Raw genomic sequence first — 20341 nt, 5'->3', positions numbered from 1 at the left:
CTTAAGTTCTCAAATAACCACGCCCGCGCATGCTGCTGAGCAAAAAGTTGAGTAGCAATGCTAACGAGAGCAATACAATTCCAAGTGCAACACCTTGCGCAAAGGCGCCTTTGTGGCTTTCCATTGAAATTGCAGTAGGAATATTGCGGGTGATCCCCATTATGTTGCCACCAACCATCATTGAACAGCCAACTTCTGTAACAATGCGTGAGAATGCAGCGATGGTCGCGGCTAAAAGTGGAAAACGCGTTTCCCAGATCATGGTCGCCGCAAGGCGAGGGATAGATGCACCCAAAGTAATCGCGGTTTCCACTGCGCGTCGATCACTCGATTGAAGCGCGCCATGCATCATTGCCACAAGAACAGGGAAACAGATCAGCATTTGACCGAGCACCATAGCTTTTTGGGTAAATAACATTTGCCAATCACCAAGTGGGCCTGCTCTGGATAACAGCATGTAAAGTAGCAAGCCGATCACCACGGTGGGAACGGCTTGCAAGGTGTTCACTAACGAAAGGAACATCCACTTGCCTCGGAAATCCGTGTAGGCAAGTATGAACGAAAATAGAATCGCTGGCAGCAACACCAGAGAAATCGCGGATAAAGAAACGCTAAATGAGACCCCGACAATAGCCATTAAGTCGTGGTCAAAGCTGACAAGGAGTGCCAGCGCTTCTAATGTTGTCTGCCAAAGGCTCATGGGCGATTATTTCTCGTTCGCGTTTGCAACGAAGAGTTGCTTACCGTTTAGTTTAAAGCTGTTGATAAGTTCCTGACCGCGAGGGTTCACTAGCCAGTCACTGAACACTTTCGCACCTTGGTAGTTGATCGTTGGGTAACGCTCAGGGTTAACTAGGATCACTTGGTAAGGGTTGAATAGATTTTTATCACCTTCTAGTAGGATGTTTAGATCCAACTTGTTGTTGTACGCCAACCAAGTACCACGGTCTGTCAAAGTGTAACCTTGCATCTCAGAAGCCATGTTTAGCGTTGGACCCATACCTTGGCCTACAGAGCGGTAACCAGAAAAGGTTGGTTCCATTTTTGTTTGAGCCCAAATGCCCAATTCTTTTTTATGTGTGCCTGAGTCATCACCACGAGAAACGAACGTCGCATTGATGCTCGCGATATCTTTAAATGCCTCAGCGACGGTTTTGTCATCAGCAACTTTTGCAGGGTCAGCTTGTGGACCAACTAGGACGAAGTCATTGTACATTAACTTACGTGGTAGTACGCCGTAGCCTTTTTCTACAAAGTTAGCTTCCGCTTTAGGCGCGTGAGTCATAACCAAATCAACGTCGCCGTTCTCACCCATTTTAAGTGACTTACCAGTACCAGCAGCGATAACGTCCACTTTATAACCTGTGTCTTTTTCGAATTCAGGCAAAAGGTAATCAAGAAGGCCAGAGTGGTATGTACTGGTCGTTGTCGCTAAACGAACATGCGATTGATCTTCTGCGTGTGCAGAGTAGCTAAATAGTGCAATTGACGCTGCAGCTAGTGTGTAACTAACTGTTGCTTTCATAGTAAATGATGCTTTCATTGTTATAGTTTCCATAATGTGGGCCAAAAGGCTTTTCAGTTCATTACCGAGTAGGGAATGGCAAGAACCAAAAATGGTCAGTTGCCATTAGCAATCTAAATGCCAACTTTTTTGCTTAAATTTCAAGCTATTCTATGCGAAATTGTGGACAAAAAGGGTCTTTGAGACAAAATGTCTCACTATTGCTCGATCCAACTGACAAAACCTTGGTACACTCTGACCCAATAATTGAAAATCTATTGAGATAAATTATGTCTGCATCATTAGACGCAACTAAATCACTTCAGTACCAAGCATTCTCTGTTCTCGTTGTTGATGACGAAGACGGCATGCAAGCCATTTTGCAAAAAGCGCTCAGTAAATGGTTCTCGAAAGTGGATACCGCTGGCAGCATTGAGCAAGCCGAAACCTTACGTCTCGCCAATCACTATGATCTTATAATTTTAGACATTAACTTGCCCGGGCGCTCAGGTATTGAATGGGAAGAAGCGTTTAATGATGAAGAGCGCAAAGCCGACGTAATTTTTATGACGGGCTATGCGGATCTTGAAACGGCAATTTCTGCGCTAAAACTAGGCGCAACCGACTTTATTCTTAAGCCTTTTAATCTCAGCCAAATGCTGCAATCCGTGCAACATTGCATGGACAAGCGGTTGAATGAGCGCTTGCAGTTTGCACTTCGACGCGATGTAAAGCGCCATATTATTACCGAAATTGCCGGAAGTTCAGAGAAAACCAAACAGTTGCGTCAACTGATTACGCAGTTTGCTCCTTCAAGAGCATCGGTGTTGATCGAGGGCGAGTCAGGTACTGGTAAAGAACTCGTCGCTAGAGGTGTCCATGAAGCGAGCGGGCGCAATGGTCCATTTATTCCCGTTAACTGTGGGGCTATCGCACCAGAGTTATTAGAAAGCGAACTCTTTGGTCATACCTCTGGCGCGTTTACCGGAGCGAAAAAAGGCCGTGAGGGTCTGTTTCGAGTCGCAAACAGTGGGACTTTGTTCTTAGATGAAATCGGTGAAATGCCATTGAGCATGCAATCGGCACTGTTACGAGTATTAGAGCAACGCGCTATTCGCCCCGTAGGTAGTGAAAAAGAGATTGCGGTTGATGTACGTGTTGTAGCGGCAACCAACCGTAATCTACAAGAGGAGGTGAGTAAAGGTAACTTCCGTGAAGATCTATTCTATCGACTTAATGTTCTGAAAATTGATGTAGCGCCGTTACGAGAGCGCAAAAAAGATCTGACAGAGTTGGTGCCGTTTTTTACCAAAATGCTCTCTGCTGAGTTGGGCGTTCAAGACCCAAACTGGGCACATGAGGATATTGAAGCGCTCCATAATTATGATTGGCCGGGTAATATTCGAGAGCTAAAGAACTTGATTGAACGCTGCATTTTGTTAGGCAAACCTCCAGCTCACTACTGGAGAGAGCTCAATATTAACCAGCCTCAGCAACATATATCAATGACGGTGACTACTGGCTCACAACTGATTGATGTCGCTCAACCTGTGCAAGCATCAGGCAAGGGTTATCCAAATTCGTGGACACTGAAGGAAGTGGAAAAATCTCATATTCAGCAGTTGGTTGATTTTCATGATGGCAACAAGTCGGCAGCCGCACGTGATCTGGGCGTTGCGCGCAAGACGCTAGAGCGAAAATATAAAGAGTGGGATGCAGAGGATTCCGATTATGCCGAATAATGGCAACAAAGATCATCAGAGTTTTCTAGCTAAATGGCGCTATCGCTTTCGCACTATGGTGAGATATCGTCTAATGATACTCACATCAGCGCCGATATTTCTCACATTGTTGGCACTGATTGGTATTACCATCTATTGGTCAATTCACTACACATGGCAAAGTACCTTAATCGATGTCTCCGAACGACTGGAAGTAGCCAACAACAGTATTGAGTTGATTCAGCAGAAACAAGCCAATCACGTTGAAGCGTTTACCGAATCTTACGATTTTCGCGTTAGGCTTGAGAGTGGTATGGATAGCGAGGCGCTCAAACATTGGGTGGCGGAGCAAAGACAGCGCTATAACTTAGATTTTCTCTGTCTGCATCGAGTAACCGAGGCAGAAGCTGAGTTTGATTATCCAAAGCTGACGCAACAAGAATCTTTCTTTGATCTGCTAACGCATCAAGAGCTCGCAGCACTCGACAAAGACCTTGCAATGCGCGCACAAGTGCCGATTCTTGATACTCACAGCATTGAGACGCGAGGTTTGGTCAGCCGCACTGTTATCCCTGTCCATAACAACCAAAATGAACTGGTTGGCTACATGGATGGTGGTTTGCTATTAAACAACAGTACTGTGTTGGTCGATCAAATTCGCGATCTTATTTACCCGAGTGAACAAGACTACCTGCGACCTTTGGGAACCTTGACGCTATTTATGGACGGCTTACGTGTTAGTACGAATGTTCCGCTAGATAGTAAAGAGCACGTTGGCCGAGCAATTGGTACTCAGGTTTCTGACGAAGTTCGTCAGTCAGTGTTAATCGAAGGGCAGCAGTGGGTTGACCGTGCATTCGTTTATGATGCTTGGTATATCAGCGCCTATCAGCCTATACGAGATAAGAACGATGATGTGATTGGTATGCTCTATACCGGTTACTTAATGTGGCCGTTTCTCAAAGCCTATGTCACCAACATCGTTGAAATCAGCATCACCACCATTATCCTTTTGATCATATCGGGCGTAATGGTATATCGAGGATCGCGCGATCTGTTTAATCCGATCGAACATATCCACCGTGTCGTCAAGATGATTCAACTGGGGAAAGAAACCAGAATTGGACCACTAGGGCTAGATGATGAGCACGAACTGGCGCAGTTAGCGAAGCAGTTTGACAATATGCTTGATCTCCTTCGGCAGCGCAAAAACGAACTGAAGTACGCCGCGATTGAACTGGAAGGTAAAGTTCAACAACGCACCGCGAGCTTGGAGGAGAAAACCGCTGAGTTAGAGTTGCATATTCAACTACTTAACCAAACACGCGACAAGTTGGTAGTTCATGAAAAGTTGGCAGCTTTGGGTGAGTTAACCGCGGGCATTGCCCATGAGATCAACAACCCAAGCGCAGTGATACTTGGTAATGTAGAACTGATTCAGTTTGAGTTAGGCGATGATGCCCAACGTGTTCAAGAAGAGTTAGATGCGATTCATACTCAAATTGACCGTATTCGTAATATTACTCGAAGTTTGTTGCAGTACAGCCGCCAAGGTGGTGTTCAAGATGAGATTACATGGCAACACGTCAACCCCATCGTTGAAGAGAGTGTGACGCTGGTTAAAACGGGGAGCAAGAAACGCGATGTTGAATTTATTACGGATCTCAAAGCCCACAGTTCTGTTGAAATCAACCGTCACCAACTGCTGCAAATCCTAGTCAATCTGCAGATGAATGGCATTCATGCGATGCAAGGCAAAGGTAAGCTCACTATTCGCAGTGAAGATTGGGTAGAGAATGGAGAGGAGAAAGGAGCGCTGATCCATATTCAGGACGAAGGGTCGGGAATTAAGCCTGAGAATATTAAACGAATCTTCTCGCCATTCTATACCACCAAACGTGATGGCACCGGATTAGGCTTATCAGTCTCGCAAAGTATATTGAGCCAAACCGGTGGGGAACTGACGGTGGAATCAGAGTGGGGCAAAGGCAGTTGCTTTACGATTCGATTGCCCAAAAAAGCCGAAATTGATCTTTTAGTTTCAACCAAAGGTTAGCGACAACTGTTCTGCTCAACAAAAAACGCCTTCATTGAAGGCGTTTTTTTTGCAGTTTAACCAGCATTTACCGCAATTTTAGGCGGCTTAATTCCGTGTTTACGAAACTCTTTCATAACTCGCAATGTAATGTCGGTTTCAAACAACTTCTCATAAGCGGTGTCGACCACATAGGCTTTACAGGTCAACTGTATCGCCAAGTAGTTGTCCGCCATAGTCTGCTTTACAAGGACCGTAACTGGCTTTGGTAAATGGATATAGCGACTTGAAGAGGCGGCTTCTTGAATTAGGTCTCTAGCTAGGGTGATATCCTCGTCCATGCTGACATAGAAAGGGATCACGACTTGCATATCTAGCGCACCATAGTTGCCACTGACCACGACTTCATTTAAGAACTTGTTGTTGGGGATAGTAATAATGTCATCGTTTAATGTGCGCATGCGAACCGAACGGAGACCAATCGTAACAATATCACCGTAATTCCCTTCAAAGGTGACGCGGTCACCAACCTGAAATGGTCGATCGACCATAACGGTGATCCCCGCGATAAAAGAGGCCGCCAAATCTTTCAGCGCAAAACCGACGGACACTGCGAGCGTACCACCAATTAAGGCAAGAATTTGGTCGTTGATGCGAAAGCTCATCATAAATACCACCACACCAGTGGTCATATAGATAAAGAACTGCATAAATGATTGCAGTTTTTGTAGCAGCATACGGTACTGTACAAACTGACTACCGAAACTTTCCACCATCGAGTTAATAAACTTGAGTAGCAGCCAAGTCCCTGCAATTACAAACATTGAGAAGAACACGCCACTCCAGCGAATTAAGCTGGCAATTTTGGAGATGTTCTCAACATTGGCAATTTCTTCGCTTGCGAACAGTGGCAGAGAAAATAGAGCCAATACCAGTAGAGTTATTATTCTTTTCATACTACTTCACCAATAGATGTTGACGGTCGAGAACGTTAGTAATGTGGCGGAACCAGTGGTCAGAAATACGCGCTTGATCTTCGCTCCATTCGATGTAGCCGCGGCTTTGGAAATAGCGCAATATCCCCGTAATTTCAGCAAGGCTTAGTTGGGTACAATCAGTGAGAATTTCAGGGGAGGCGATTTCCAACTGAATAATAGAGCGTAGTACTGCCAGCATCGGTTTTGGCATATTCTCAAGCTCTTGCGATTCAGGAACATGAAACAAACGCACGACTGCTTGTTCCGTCTCTTTGTTACGATGAATCGATAGACGGAAGAAACGCAACGCCACGGTCGGGTTCCCATCTGAATAATGCCATAAGATACGGTAGAAGCCCTGTTTAGCGCGCTCCTCTTCACTCATCTCATCTTGGTCCCATTGTTTGGGAACGACCAAGCCTTCAAAAGAGAGTGGCTTGTCGAGCTCTTGGTTGATGCGACTATCAAGAAGTTGCGCAATCTGCTTTTCACTCCAGCGCGGCAGGAAGCACACCAAATCAAACAGTAGTCGTTCACCCCGTGCGCGATCAACAAATCGCCAACTGGATTTCACGATCGAGAAAACGATACGATGATTTTTCTTTGAGCGACGTAGTAGGTTAGTAATGCGCATTAAATCATTTAAGCCACCCACCATAGGTTTGACGAGGCGATGGGCGTTGTCGATGGCAATCAAATATGCCGTATCACTTTTACGCAGATGAGCGAGGATCTGAATCTCACTTGCGTCTTCATCTAAACCGAGACTAAGCGCAAGCAGCGACAATAGTTCGCTATACCCGGCGTATGGGCAGTTGAGGTAAATAGGCTCGGCGTTGGAAACCTTGTTCAATAGGCTGTTTAGCAGGGTAGTCGCACCAATACCGCGCTCACCAGAGACCACGCATATTGCGGGATTGTCCGACATTAGATAACGAGACAACTGCTTTGCTTCATCTGAAGCATAGTCGATCAGTGTACTATCGATGTTGCCCGGTAACACGTAATCAAAAACCTGCTCCCCCTTGATGCGAACAAGATTATGCTGACCTTTATTGATGTCCGATTGCTTGGCTACTTCGATACGGAACAGATAAGCTAACGCTTGACTAAACAGCGTTGAGCGAGAAAGCACGCTCATTAGACGATGTTTAGCACTATCGAGTGTTAACCACACAATACCAACCGCAGTGGCGGGAATGTTGAGTAAAAATGTCTTTTGACGATTGACTGCCCAGTTAACCCAAACGGGGCGCTCTGAATGATGTTCCAGCGCTTCAAACACTTTTTCACGCCATAGACGCAATACTGAAACTGTCACGAGGACAAACCAGAAAAACAGCGCGCTATAAATCCAACTGTAGATTGTTCCTTTACCAAGCGTGCGAATGGAGATTTGCATAATCACGCCAGCAATAATAATGCTCCAAACGTAACGACGAATGGTCGATAAGCGCAGCGCTATCACCTCACGCGAAGAGGTATGGCTATTGCGATAGGCAAACTCAAGAATAAAGCTAATTGCAATTGAGCCACCCAACACCCACCAAGTGAAGATTTCCAGCAAACTCAGATGTTGCAGGCTAGGAATTTGTGAAAGTACACGCAGTGATAGGGTAATCGCAATTAGCCATGCAATCGCGCGATGGGCTCGGCTGATATACCAAATAAGTCGCACCCAAAGTGGCGGATTTGATTTACTCTCCAACTGACTTTGACGAAATAGGTCAATTAAGCGTTTGCTGTTGGCTAACCACCAAACCAAACCAAAGTAGATAAACAAGACTTTACTTGCCGCCCATAGAACCGGAATTGGTGAGATAAAAATATCTGCAACCAGCGCTTTAAAGCTGCGAAGTTGGAAATAGAGCAAGTATTCGACGTTGAGTTGGGTCAAGCGCCATTCTTGCTTAAACTGCGTTACACCATAAGGACCAAAGCCCGTTAACCGGTCGCGGTTTTGCGCGTTGGTAAGATCCAACAACACTTGCTTACTCTGATTAAGGCTGGTCAGAGTAAAATAAGAACTTTGCACCTGATTCCACTCGGAATCTTTATTGGTATTGCGGTAAGCATCAAGGTGGGAAGCAAACTGAGCAATTTGCTCTCGCTGAATGCGCAATACACGAGCCAGCAACAGATTCACTTGGCGCTTATCTGCGGCGGTCATAAACAAGGGTTCTGGTAACCCTGAAACTTGTTTTGCGATTTTTATTGCCTCAGGTGAGCTCTGAGGTTGAGTTTGGAAACCGTACTCATTACTCGCAAAGCTCGGGCTTGTGAGCAATAAGCAGAATAAAATCGAGACAGCTAAGTAGAAGTCACGCAAAAGATGACGCATAGAACACTCTTAAATTTTTGTTATTTGGGTTTATTGTAGTTGTTTTTACGGAAGAAATAGGTCCGTAACCGAGAATGGGGGTCGGATTCTAGAGTGTGAGCACGACCTAATGTCAGAATTATGTCAAAAGCGTTTTCAAACTAACCATATTCGCGCCACGTTTTAGCTTTTGGAGCGACAGACACAATGATGATTCGTCGCTAGATTGCTAATCCGTAACAGGATTACGGGTTGCCTAACTGGGAAATTATCCACTGCGGATTGAAAACAACGCTTGCAGTAGAGCCACTTTATCAGTAACGTTGCGCGGTTTTTACCCTTTAACCACTAAGCTAAGGTACAGGTTTTGATCTCTACTGCTAATATTACGCAACAATTTGGCGCTAAGCCACTCTTTGAAAATATCTCAGTTAAATTCGGCGAAGGTAACCGTTACGGTCTTATCGGCGCGAACGGCTGTGGTAAATCAACGTTTATGAAAATCCTTAGTGGGGAGCTAGAGCCAAGCGGCGGTAATGTTAGCTACGATCCAAATGAACGTGTTGCAAAGCTAAACCAGGATCAGTTTGCCTACGAGCAGTACACTGTAATCGATACCGTAATTATGGGTTACAAAGAGCTGTGGGAAGTAAAACAAGAACGTGACCGCATTTATTCTTTAGCGGAAATGAGCGAAGAAGACGGTATGAAGGTTGCCGATCTTGAAGTTGAGTTCGCTGAGATGGACGGCTACATGGCGGAGTCAAAAGCGGGTGAACTACTACTAGCGGTAGGTATTCCTCTTGAGCAACACTTCGGTTTAATGAGCGAAGTGGCACCGGGTTGGAAACTGCGTGTGCTACTGGCACAGGTTCTATTCGCTGACCCACACATCATGCTACTTGACGAACCAACCAACAACTTGGATATGGATACGATCCGTTGGTTGGAAGAGACGCTAAATCAGCGCAACTGTACCATGATCATCATTTCGCACGACCGTCACTTCCTAAACTCAGTATGTACCCACATGGCTGACTTAGATTATGGTGAACTTCGTCTGTACCCAGGCAACTACGATGAGTACATGACAGCGGCAAGCCAAGCTCGTGAACGTCTACTTTCAGATAACGCGAAGAAGAAAGCGCAAATTGCTGAACTACAAACATTCGTAGCGCGTTTCTCGGCGAACGCATCAAAAGCAAAACAAGCAACGTCACGTGCAAAACAGATTGATAAGATTCAACTAGACGAAGTGAAAGCGTCTAGCCGTCAAAACCCGTTTATTCGTTTCGAACAGTCGAAAGAGCTGTTCCGTAACGCATTAGAAGTTGAAAACCTAAGCCAAGGTTTTGAAGAAGACCTATTTGCTAACTTCAATGCAATTTTTGAAGTTGGTGAGCGTGTCGCAATCATCGGTGAAAACGGGGTAGGTAAGACAACACTACTTAACACTCTAGCGGGTGTACTAGAGCCACGTACAGGCGAATACAAGTGGTCAGAAAACTCCAACATTGGTTACTACGCGCAAGATCACGCACATGATTTTGAAGAAGACTTGAAACTGATGGATTGGATGGGTCAATGGCGTCAAGAAGGCGACGACGAGCAAGTGCTACGTAGTTTCCTTGGTCGTATGCTGTTTGGTCAAGACGACATTAAGAAATCAGTCAAAGTACTGTCTGGTGGTGAGCAAGGTCGTATGCTGCTTGGTAAGCTAATGATGCAAAAACCAAATATGTTGCTTATGGATGAACCTACCAACCACATGGATATGGAATCGATCGAGTCACTGAACACGGCGCTTGAGCAATACAAAGGTACGCTGTTCTTCGTATCTCACGACCGCGTATTTGTTGACTCTCTAGCGACTCGTATCCTTGAGATCCGCGACGGCAAAATCCATGACTTCCGCGGTACCTACTCTGAGTTCCTAAGAGCACGCGGTATTGACGGTTAATCGTTAAATCGAAATACGCAAAGGGCTAGTTTTGACTAGCCCTTTTTTGTGTCGGCAATTTGCAGCCCTAATACCTAAACATCGCAACCAAAGAACCGAGTTTTTGATTCACTTCTTGTACCTGAGTACTGTATTTCACCGAATCTTGTACTTCAGTAAACGTATCGCTGGCAAGAGAAGCGATATGAGTAATATTGCGGTCAATCTCTCCTGAAACCATAGACTGCTCCTCAGACGCAGTCGCTATCTGCGTATTCATATTGAACAGCTCTTCAATTTGTTGATTAACACTATCGATAGCATCTACCACTTTGTGAGTATCTTGCATCGTGGCTTCTGCTTGCTCTTGGCTCGCGGCCATGATGGCGACAGTGGAGTGGATTTGACTGGATAGATTGGTGATTGTTGACTCAATCTGCCGGGTTGAATTATCAGTCTTCATCGACAGATCTCGAACTTCATCGGCAACGACCGCAAAGCCGCGACCATGCTCTCCGGCACGTGCAGCTTCAATTGCGGCATTGAGTGCTAACAGGTTAGTTTGTTCAGCGATTCCTTGGATGGTTGAAATAACTGAGTTGATTTGACGACTTTGATCTTCAAGTTGCTCAATCAATTGTTGAGAATTGGCAATGTCACCGGAAAGGGTTTGCATGCTAGCGCTCGCTTGTTGAGTGATATCCCGTGCGAGTTGCGATGCGTCTTTCATGTTTGAGGCGCTCACTGCGGCTTGTTCAATATTTGAAGTAATCTCGTTGCTCGTGTGAACCAACTCGTTGATTGCCGTTGCAACAGACTCAGACTCTATTTTTTGTTGCTCGGCATTGTTCATACTTCTATTTGACGCTTGAGTACTCATAGAAGCGCTTTGGTCTAGTACCTCTTTGGCTGAGGCGACGTCTTTGATTAATTGATGCAACTTGCAGGTAAAGGAGTCAAACGAGTTCGCTAATTGTGCGAGTTCATCGTTCCCTGATGCGTTCATACGCACGGTGAGATCGCCGTTGCCTTGGGCTATATCATGCATCATCGATTTTATACTTTGGATTCGGCCCAAAATATTGCGGCCAATCAGCATTAATAACCCCGATAAGATAAGTGCTAGTAATCCACCAAAAATATGCAATTGAATTTTTACTTTATCCGCAGCGAGCAAGATAGAGGATTCAATATCACCTTGTAAGGACAAAATCTCTTGCTCAGTGGTGTGTACAGTGCGTCTTAGATCCCCACGGATGCCTTGATTAGGCGTTAAACCAAGCTGGGCGTTTGCGCTAAACAAGTTAACCAGATCGGTTTGGTAGCGATCAAACGCTTCCTGTAGATTAGATAGATAAGCGAACTGCTGGTAGAAGGTCTGTAGTGATTGAGAGAGTTCTAGTTCGGTCTGCTCTGATGGGTAGGCCAGATAATGGAAGTCTTTTTCCATCAGCTCGGATAGCGCCACTTTGGCTTCTAGACTATCAAGATTAATCACATTCTGACGAAGTTGGCCGCGAGATGAAGTTAATTTGTCGATGAGAGACTTACCACTCGTCTTCGAGTCAATCAACTCAATCTGAGTAACGAGCTGCTGGAACTTGATACCGTATTGTTCCAGTGTCTCACTAATCGTATTCATTCGACCATCGAGCGGCAGGCCATGAGTGGTAATGCGCTGGTCAAGTTGTTGTAATCGTTCAGTCAATTGTGTGAACGTTTGATCAAAACGCTGCTGATATTTGATGTCATGACGAGCGATAAAGTCTTTTTCATGACGCCTTAATGTAAGTAGGTCGATTTCAGCTTCCGCATTTTCTACCGACGCCAACTCTAATTCGTGCATGTTATTTAGACTGTACTGCTCGAAGAACCCATAACAGATGACACCTATCAACAGAATGACATTGATTGTGAGTAACTTAGTTTTGATACTAAAACGGTCGAGTAGTCTTAACGGTTTAGTATTCGCAGAGGGGGCGGGGGGTGCTTGAGTGCCTTGGAACATAGTTTCTCCCTAGAGACTGACGTTTAAAGGCCGCGTAGAGTAGTTTTTGTGATCGCGGATATTAAACTAATAGCATTAGAGAGAGGTTTTGCAACTATAGTGTGAAATCAAAAGCCCCTGGTTTGCAGGGGCTCTAAGTTTATTCTGCTTGTTCGCCTTTGACATCAAAGGTAATCTTTTCAGCGCCAGTAAAGACTTGGAAACGTAAACCTTTTGCTCGAGCGATAGTCGTAATACCAAACTTACGAGCGAGATCTAGTCCCATTTGAGTGACGCCAGAACGAGACAGCAGTACAGGGATTCCCATTTGTGCCACTTTGATCACCATCTCAGAGGTTAAACGACCAGTGGTATAGAAAATTTTATCGCTGCCTGATTCCTCATTGATCCACATTTCGCCGGCAAGTGTGTCCACGGCATTGTGGCGACCAACATCTTCAACGAATGATAACACTTGATCCCCTTTGCAAACCGCACAGCCATGTACCGCTCCAGCTTTCTTATATGTGTCGTTGTAATGTGTAAGTGCTTCAAGTGCTGTGTAGATTTCAGACTGTTTAATCGGCGTTTGTGGTACTTGATAGTTTTCCAGTTGCTTCATCACATTGCCATACATGGTGCCTTGGCCACAGCCAGATGTGACGGTTTTTTTCTTTAATGCACTTTCGATATGCTGGGTATCTTCTTTGGTGATGACTGCGGCGCTACTGGTTTGCCAATCAATGATAACGGATTCAATTGCGTTAGGATCAGAGAGAAAGCTTTGGTTTTTCAAATAACCTAAAACAAGTGACTCAGGACGAGAACCTAACGTCATTAGCGTTACGACCTCTTTCCAGTTAAGCATGACGGTGAGAGGGCGTTCACACGCGATCTCTTTAACTAATTTCTCTCCGTACTCGTCGTATACTTCAACTTCGATGGTTTGTAGTGGATTCTCACTGGTTTTAATTATATTTGGTTTAACCACGTTTATTCCTATTGTTATCTGCTCATCTCAAGATTGATGATGAGTCAATGGAGGTTCTTACATCATACATCATAGTAAGCAATAACTGTTCCTGTTCGTAAGCTCGACATCGCTCCGCTGATGCTATAATTGGGAATGAATATTGCTTAGTCTTAGCAAAACGTAAAATGCATGGTGAATTATGTCTAATCTAACACTGGATAAAACCGAAAGCCTTTGGCCGATAGAGTGCGAAATAGAAGCCAAAGAAATCTCTATGGGTAAGTGGACAACGATTCAACAGCAACTGATAGGCTTTAACCTCTCGCCTAGTCAGCAAAGCGAGCAATTGGCGAGTCTTGAACTACACAAAGATGAACGGACTGAGTACCGCTTTAACTTAAGTTCGCAACAGCCTAAGTTGTTTGTCGTACTCGACGCATTTGACGGCGAAGAGAATGCAAAAATTGTCATGATTACCGCCTCTCAAAGTGTTGCTTCTCGATTTATGGATGGCGACTATCTCGTATTGTCAGATGATATGCCGCTAGTCGTTCAGGCATGGATGGAAGCGTACATTGGTCGTCATGGTGAACTGTTAGAAGTAAGACGTAAAAAACGCGCAGGAGCGGGTCGATCAAATGGTAACTAGTTTTATTAGCCGCTGGTCTAAGCGTAAGTTAGACGAAAAAGCTAAAGAGTTATTGAGTGCAGAAGAGACTCAAGTTAATGATAAAGCAGCGGAAAATAGTGATGACATAACCAAAGATGTATCAGGTGCTATTGATGAATCGCAACAAGCGATAACAGCATCTGAAACGCAGTCAGACACTACGGTAGCAGCTGATGCTGACAAACCCGAAGAAATGTCGATTGCGAATCTATTGGTTTCTGAAGCTGAGCAAAGTGTTAAGAAGGCCGCGCTACGCAAACTTTTTCTATCAGAGGAGTTTAACGTTCGTGATGGTCTAGACGATTACGATGAAGACTACAGCAATCTTAAAACGCTTTCTCAGAGCGTCGCGGAAACCTTACGTGATTGGGTAAAAGAACAGCCAGAAGAAACTGCAGAGAAAGAACAAGCTGTTGCCGTCGCATCGGAAGCTGAAAATGCTGACACTCAGGATAACGTTGTTGAACAAGACGCCTCTGCAGAGGATGAAGCGCAATTCGCTGCCAATGAAACCCAAGATAGCGAGCTCAGTGGCGATGCTGATATCGTCAATGAAAAAGGCACTGATGAAGGTGATGAGACAAAATATACCACACAATAATTAGGTACATTTTGACTACATCAGAGCTAGACCGATTGCGACAAATTGTCTCAATCGGTTTTTTTGTCTCGAACATTGACGTAAATTCGATTTAAGTTATTGTTTTTAATTGAAATAAAAGTTGGTATGGCAATTGCTAATGACTAAATAGTCAAATTATCCGGTTGCAAACGGAATCGAGCAATGCTTAAACAACTATTACAACAAGCAACATCAAACAATGGTAAAGCAAGACTTTACGCGTTTGAAAACACGGTTGAGCTTACCAATCTCATCCCACCGACAGTAAGTTACGAAAGTGGCGGTAATACATTAATTGTTGGTCCTACTGCGATTATTGAAAGTGCGGCGCAGCAACTTGAGCAGATGAATAGCCTGACACTACTATCTACTGATGGTCAAAAGGGCACTCATGCAAATCTATATTTTGCGAGTTCAGTTGAGGTGTCCGGATTTCTTGGCGCTTTCGAAGTTCAAATCGTCAACAATCTACTAAAAAGTAACCTAGCAGAAGCTGCGATTGGTCACGACTGTTTTGATGTCGTACTTGACCTATGCCTAAACAGTTGCATGACAGAAGAAGTGCCTGTTCCTGGTTATTATCCTGTCGGTCGTGGCTATCCAAAATTGGCCGATGCATTGGAAGAAATTCCAACCCTAATGGGCACATTCGATAAGCCAAAATTTTTCCGTCTAGATACGGATTTATGTGCGCACAGTTCACGTGGCGTAAAAGGTTGTGAGCGTTGTGTAGACGCATGTCCTGCAGGTGCATTGTCGAGTCAAGGTAGTGATAAAACAGGTCATCGCATCGAAATTAACCCATACCTTTGTCAAGGTGTTGGGACTTGTGCGACAGCATGTCCTACAGAAGCGATTCACTACGCGCTACCAAATCCACAAGATACACAAAAATTCATTGAGCGTACGCTAGCCAACTATGAGAAAGCGGGCGGTCTTGATCCGATCGTGCTGATTTGTAGCTCTCGTCATGAAAGTTACAACGTGATGGCGCTAAAAGCATTACCAGATAACGTTATCCCTGTCGTTGTAGAAGAGCTGCCTTCAGTCGGTATCGACACTTGGTTTGCAGCACTGGTTAATGGTGCTACTCAGGTTCTTTTTGCCGCTAGCCGTTTTATGCCAGCGACGATCATCCGCATTCTGAATAACGAAGTCGCGATTGCACAAGAGCTTCTAAGCCAACTTGGTATTCAAAAAGAGTGTATCGACATTCTTTATCTAGAATCACTGCGTGAAGGTCCTCCAACACTTTGCACTGATTCTTTTGATCTTGCACTTGGTGACCTTGAAGGTAACAAACGCCAACGTCTATTTACGGCGATTGACGCTTTAGCGATTTCGAGAATCCCAGTTGAAAATGCAGTAGATCTCGCGACGAATGCGCCATACGGCAATGTTGAATGTAAGTCGAGCGATTGTACTTTATGTATGAGTTGTGTCGCGGTGTGTCCGACACGTGCGCTACACACCGATGGCGAATCACCTTCATTGAAGTTTGTCGAGCAAGACTGTGTTCAATGTGGTTTATGTGTAAAAGCGTGTCCTGAGAAGGTTCTAACGCTTACACCGCGCATGAACTGGGATAAAGATTCTCGTCAAAATGCTCGTGTGATTCATGAAGAAAAAGCAGCGGAATGTATCCGTTGTCACAAACCTTTCGCACCACAGTCTATGATTGATATGTTGCAGTCCAAGTTACGCGGTCACTCTCACTTCTCTGATGAAGCCGCGATTAACCGTATTGCAATGTGTGAAGACTGCCGTGTTATCGACATGTTCGAAGCAATGGCTGATGACCCAATGAAACAACTGAAATACTAGGAGTCAGGTGTGGAAAACAATAACGAACAAGCAACACTGCGCCAAGATATCTATTTGCTATTGGCTTCTCTGTTTCGCCAATTGCCGTCTCAAGAGCTGATTGAGTTCTTATCTGAGCTTGAGATCGAGTCAGCGGAAAGTGCCATGCAACAAGCTTGGCAAGCTCTAAAGCTAGCTGCGCAAGAGAGTGAACAAGAAGCACTGGAAGACGAATATCAAGATCTCTTTATCGGTATAGGCCGCGGTGAAGTGGTTCCATTTGGCTCTTGGCATATGGCGGGCGCTTTGATGGAGAAACCTCTAGCTGAGATCCGCAGTGATTTAGAAACTTTAGGTTTCGAGCGTGAAGAGAATGTCAAAGAACCTGAAGATCATATTGCTGCGCTATGCGAAGTGATGGCGATGCTAACGACCGAGCAAGAGTGCACTCAACAAGTGTTTTTCAATCGACACGTTGCGCCTTGGTATGAGTCATTGGCAAAGCAGATTGAACAAGCGCCACACGCAAAGTTTTATTTGGCAGTTGCTCAATTACTCCGTGCTTTTGGCACGTTAGAGCAAGTGCAATTTAGTCAAAATGTAAAAAGTAAAACTCATTTAAAAATTGATGTGAAAAACGTAACTGAGTACGAGTAATAACATCGATAAGAGGGGCGATAAGCCTCCACAACACTACCTTAAGAGGGTAAGGAAGCAACCATGAAAGATAATAATGAAATCAATACAAGCCGCAGGGATCTCCTGAAAGGCTTAACAACTGCTGCTGTTGCTGGTGCAGTTGTCGCTGGGACAAGCAAAGTGGCAACTGCTGCAGAAACAGTAGAAATTAAACCTGACGAAAAGAAGACGGGCTATCGTGAAACTCAGCATATTCGCGATTACTACGACACACTGTAATTAGGAGCACTCAGAATGAAATTAGTCAAACGCTCTGATTCAGTGAGCAAAGAGCAGAACCAACTTGGTGTCTCTCGTCGTACATTTATGAAAAACTCTTCGCTAGCCGCTGGTGGCGCGGTAGTAGGTGCAAGCCTATTCGCTCCTGGCATGATGAAGAAAGCGCAAGCGAAGCCGGTTGATCCGAGCGCGAAAACAGAAGTGAAACGTACTATCTGTTCACACTGTTCGGTAGGTTGTGGTATTTACGCTGAAGTGCAACAAGGTGTTTGGACTGGTCAAGAACCAGCATTCGATCACCCGTTCAACGCTGGTGGTCACTGTGCAAAAGGTGCAGCACTGCGTGAACACGGTCACGGTGAGCGTCGTCTTAAGTACCCAATGAAGCTTGAAAACGGTAAGTGGAAGAAGCTTTCTTGGGACCAAGCGCTAGAAGAGATCAGTAAAAAAGCGTTAGAGATCCGTGAACAATCGGGTCCAGATGCGGTTTACTTCCTAGGTAGTGCTAAGCACAACAACGAGCAGGCATACCTGTATCGTAAAATGGCGTCGCTATGGGGTACCAACAACGTTGACCACCAAGCACGCATCTGTCACTCAACCACGGTAGCCGGTGTAGCAAACACTTGGGGTTATGGTGCGATGACAAACTCTTTCAACGATATGCACAACTGTAAATCGATGCTGTTTATCGGTTCGAACCCAGCAGAAGCTCACCCTGTAGCAATGCAGCATATCCTTATCGCGAAAGAGAAAAGCAACTGTAAAATCGTAGTCGCGGATCCTCGTCGCACTCGTACAGCGGCTAAAGCGGATCATTACGTATCACTACGCCCAGGCTCTGACGTTGCGTTTATCTGGGGTGTACTATGGCATGTATTCGCAAATAACTGGGAAGACAAAGAGTTTATCCAACAACGCGTTTTCGGTATGGATGAAATCCGTACAGAAGTGGCGAAATGGAACCCAGCAGAAGTGGAACGCGTAACTGGTGTCAGCGAAGCAGACGTGTACCACACAGCGAAACTTCTTTCTGAACACCGTCCTGGCTGTGTTGTTTGGTGTATGGGTGGTACTCAACATACGACAGGTAACAACAACACACGTGCTTACTGTGTACTAGAGCTTGCACTAGGTAACATGGGTAAATCAGGCGGCGGTGCAAACATTTTCCGTGGTCACGATAACGTACAAGGTGCAACTGACCTTGGCGTACTATCTGATACGCTACCGGGTTACTACGGTCTTTCTGAAGGTGCATGGCGTCACTGGTCGAAAGTATGGGACGTGGATTTTGAGTGGGTTCAAAACCGTTTCGATAACAACGAATACGGTGGTCAAAAACCAATGCACAGTGCAGGTATTCCTGTATCTCGTTGGGTTGATGGTGTTCTTGAAGACAAAGATAAGATCCGTCAACGCGAGAACATTCGCGCCATGTTCTACTGGGGTCACGCAGTAAACTCTCAGACTCGTGGTCCTGAGATGAAGAAAGCGATGCAAAAGCTGGATATGATGGTTATCGTTGACCCATACCCAACAGTTGCAGCGGTAATGAACGATCGTACTGACGGCGTTTACCTGCTTCCAGCTACCACTCAGTTTGAAACTCACGGTAGTGTAACAGCGTCTAACCGTTCACTTCAGTGGCGTGATCAGGTTATCCAACCGCTATTTGATTCAAAACCTGACCATGAAATCATTTACCTGCTTTCACAGAAACTAGGTATTGCCGAGCAACTGTTCAAAAACATCAACGTTGAAAACAACCAGCCTGTAATCGAAGACATTACCCGCGAATTCAACAAAGGTATGTGGACGATTGGTTACACAGGTCAAAGCCCTGAGCGTCTAAAAGAACACCAACAAAATTGGCACACATTCCACAAGACAACACTTGAAGCGGAAGGTGGTTCAGCAAACGGCGAAACTTACGGTCTACCTTGGCCATGTTGGGGTACGCCTGAGATGAAACACCCAGGTACTCACATCCTTTACGATACGTCTAAGACGGTTGCTGAGGGTGGCGGTAACTTCCGTACTCGTTTCGGTGTTGAATTTGAAGGTCAAAGCCTACTGGCTGAAGACAGCTACTCAAAAGGCTGTGAGATCCAAGATGGTTACCCAGAATTCACCGACAAGCTGCTAAAACAACTTGGTTGGTGGGATGACCTAACGGCTGAAGAAAAAGCAGCGGCAGAAGGCAAAAACTGGAAAACTGACCTTTCAGGTGGTATCCAACGTGTTGCGATTAAACACGGTTGTATCCCATTTGGTAACGGTAAAGCGCGTGCGATCGTTTGGACGTTCCCAGATCGCGTACCACTACACCGTGAGCCACTGTACACACCACGTCGCGATCTTGTTGCTGATTACCCAACTTGGGATGACAAAGAAGCGATCTTCCGTGTACCAACTCTGTACAAGTCAATTCAGAAAGAAGATAAGTCAGGTGAATACCCAATTATCCTCACTTCTGGTCGTCTGGTTGAGTACGAAGGTGGTGGTGAAGAGACACGTTCAAACCCATGGCTTGCTGAACTACAACAAGAGATGTTTGTAGAAGTAAACCCTAAAGATGCTAACGATCTTGGCTTTAAAGATGGTGATGACGTTTGGGTTGAAGGTGCTGAGAAAGGTCGCATCAAGGTTAAAGCGATGGTTACTCGTCGTGTTAAACCAGGTCTTGCGTTCATTCCATTCCACTTCGGCGGTAAGTTCGAAGGTGAAGATCTTCGTCATAAGTACCCAGAAGGTACTGACCCATACGTGATTGGTGAAGCAGCGAACACTGCAACCACTTACGGTTACGACCCTGTTACTTTGATGCAGGAAACTAAAGTAACCCTATGTAACATTCGTAAAGCGTAAG

15 protein-coding genes are annotated in these 20341 nt (G+C 45.2%); 9 read left to right on the top strand and 6 right to left on the bottom strand.

Translation table 11 applies throughout. The features are described from left to right. Nucleotide 1: 1 nt before the first annotated feature. Together GZK95_RS07535 and GZK95_RS07530 are read right to left on the bottom strand one after the other, a co-directional pair. On the bottom strand, nucleotides 2–700 hold the full coding sequence (locus GZK95_RS07535; protein ID WP_075709548.1) for an ABC transporter permease: 699 nt from the start codon (nucleotides 698–700) through the stop codon (nucleotides 2–4). Between the two features lie 6 nt (nucleotides 701–706). Further along, a complete protein-coding gene (locus tag GZK95_RS07530) occupies nucleotides 707–1525 on the bottom strand; it encodes a substrate-binding domain-containing protein (RefSeq protein WP_075715771.1) in 819 nt (272 codons plus the stop codon). A gap of 269 nt (nucleotides 1526–1794) precedes the next feature. Between GZK95_RS07530 and GZK95_RS07525 the strand changes: the two genes are divergently transcribed. Together GZK95_RS07525 and GZK95_RS07520 are read left to right on the top strand one after the other, a co-directional pair. Then, the gene (locus GZK95_RS07525; protein ID WP_075715752.1) at nucleotides 1795–3246 is read left to right on the top strand and encodes a sigma-54-dependent transcriptional regulator; all 1452 of its coding nucleotides are present in this window, start codon (nucleotides 1795–1797) and stop codon (nucleotides 3244–3246) included. Further along, entirely contained in the window at nucleotides 3236–5281 is a 2046-nt protein-coding gene (locus tag GZK95_RS07520) for a sensor histidine kinase (RefSeq protein WP_075715751.1), read from the top strand. Before GZK95_RS07525 ends, GZK95_RS07520 begins: the two co-directional genes overlap by 11 nt. A 56-nt stretch (nucleotides 5282–5337) precedes the next feature. On the opposite strand, the gene GZK95_RS07515 is transcribed toward GZK95_RS07520, so the two are convergent. Both GZK95_RS07515 and GZK95_RS07510 read right to left on the bottom strand, forming a co-directional pair. Further along, entirely contained in the window at nucleotides 5338–6216 is an 879-nt protein-coding gene (locus tag GZK95_RS07515) for a mechanosensitive ion channel family protein (RefSeq protein ID WP_075709551.1), read from the bottom strand. A 1-nt stretch (nucleotide 6217) separates the two neighbouring features. Then, nucleotides 6218–8578: an AAA family ATPase gene (locus GZK95_RS07510; RefSeq protein WP_075715750.1), complete on the bottom strand. Its 2361-nt coding sequence runs from the start codon at nucleotides 8576–8578 to the stop codon at nucleotides 6218–6220. Between the two features lie 346 nt (nucleotides 8579–8924). On the opposite strand from GZK95_RS07510, the gene GZK95_RS07505 reads away from it, so the two are divergent. After that, the gene (locus GZK95_RS07505) at nucleotides 8925–10517 is read left to right on the top strand and encodes an ABC-F family ATPase (protein WP_075715749.1); all 1593 of its coding nucleotides are present in this window, start codon (nucleotides 8925–8927) and stop codon (nucleotides 10515–10517) included. A 67-nt stretch (nucleotides 10518–10584) separates the two neighbouring features. On the opposite strand, the gene GZK95_RS07500 is transcribed toward GZK95_RS07505, so the two are convergent. Further along, the gene (locus tag GZK95_RS07500; RefSeq protein WP_075715748.1) at nucleotides 10585–12504 is read right to left on the bottom strand and encodes a methyl-accepting chemotaxis protein; all 1920 of its coding nucleotides are present in this window, start codon (nucleotides 12502–12504) and stop codon (nucleotides 10585–10587) included. 139 nt (nucleotides 12505–12643) lie between these two features. After that, on the bottom strand, nucleotides 12644–13474 hold the full coding sequence (gene fdhD / locus GZK95_RS07495) for a formate dehydrogenase accessory sulfurtransferase FdhD (protein ID WP_075709555.1): 831 nt from the start codon (nucleotides 13472–13474) through the stop codon (nucleotides 12644–12646). 181 nt (nucleotides 13475–13655) lie between these two features. Between fdhD and GZK95_RS07490 the strand changes: the two genes are divergently transcribed. The 6 genes from GZK95_RS07490 (at nucleotide 13656) to GZK95_RS07465 (ending at nucleotide 20340) form a co-directional block, all read left to right on the top strand. Further along, nucleotides 13656–14105: a DUF3305 domain-containing protein gene (locus GZK95_RS07490; RefSeq protein WP_075715747.1), complete on the top strand. Its 450-nt coding sequence runs from the start codon at nucleotides 13656–13658 to the stop codon at nucleotides 14103–14105. Then, nucleotides 14095–14727, top strand: coding sequence for a DUF3306 domain-containing protein (locus GZK95_RS07485; RefSeq protein ID WP_139315083.1), 633 nt, complete (start codon nucleotides 14095–14097; stop codon nucleotides 14725–14727). Before GZK95_RS07490 ends, GZK95_RS07485 begins: the two co-directional genes overlap by 11 nt. Nucleotides 14728–14910: 183 nt before the next feature. Further along, nucleotides 14911–16572 (top strand): 4Fe-4S binding protein, encoded by a 1662-nt coding sequence (locus tag GZK95_RS07480; RefSeq protein ID WP_075709557.1) that lies wholly within the window; start codon nucleotides 14911–14913, stop codon nucleotides 16570–16572. 9 nt (nucleotides 16573–16581) lie between these two features. Then, nucleotides 16582–17208 carry a TorD/DmsD family molecular chaperone gene (locus GZK95_RS07475; protein WP_075715746.1) on the top strand — a complete coding sequence of 209 codons (627 nt, stop codon included), beginning with the start codon at nucleotides 16582–16584 and terminating at the stop codon, nucleotides 17206–17208. Between the two features lie 63 nt (nucleotides 17209–17271). Further along, nucleotides 17272–17469, top strand: a complete 198-nt coding sequence (locus GZK95_RS07470; protein WP_075709559.1) for a twin-arginine translocation signal domain-containing protein — start codon at nucleotides 17272–17274, stop codon at nucleotides 17467–17469. Nucleotides 17470–17484: 15 nt separating this feature from the next. Next, nucleotides 17485–20340, top strand: coding sequence for a formate dehydrogenase subunit alpha (locus GZK95_RS07465; RefSeq protein ID WP_075715745.1), 2856 nt, complete (start codon nucleotides 17485–17487; stop codon nucleotides 20338–20340). Nucleotide 20341 lies beyond the last annotated feature (1 nt).

The sequence above is a fragment of the Vibrio panuliri genome, assembly GCF_009938205.1.
Taxonomy (GTDB): domain Bacteria; phylum Pseudomonadota; class Gammaproteobacteria; order Enterobacterales; family Vibrionaceae; genus Vibrio; species Vibrio panuliri.
Note: the sequence above shows the minus strand (reverse complement) of the source record. Positions and strands in the feature narration are given on the sequence as shown.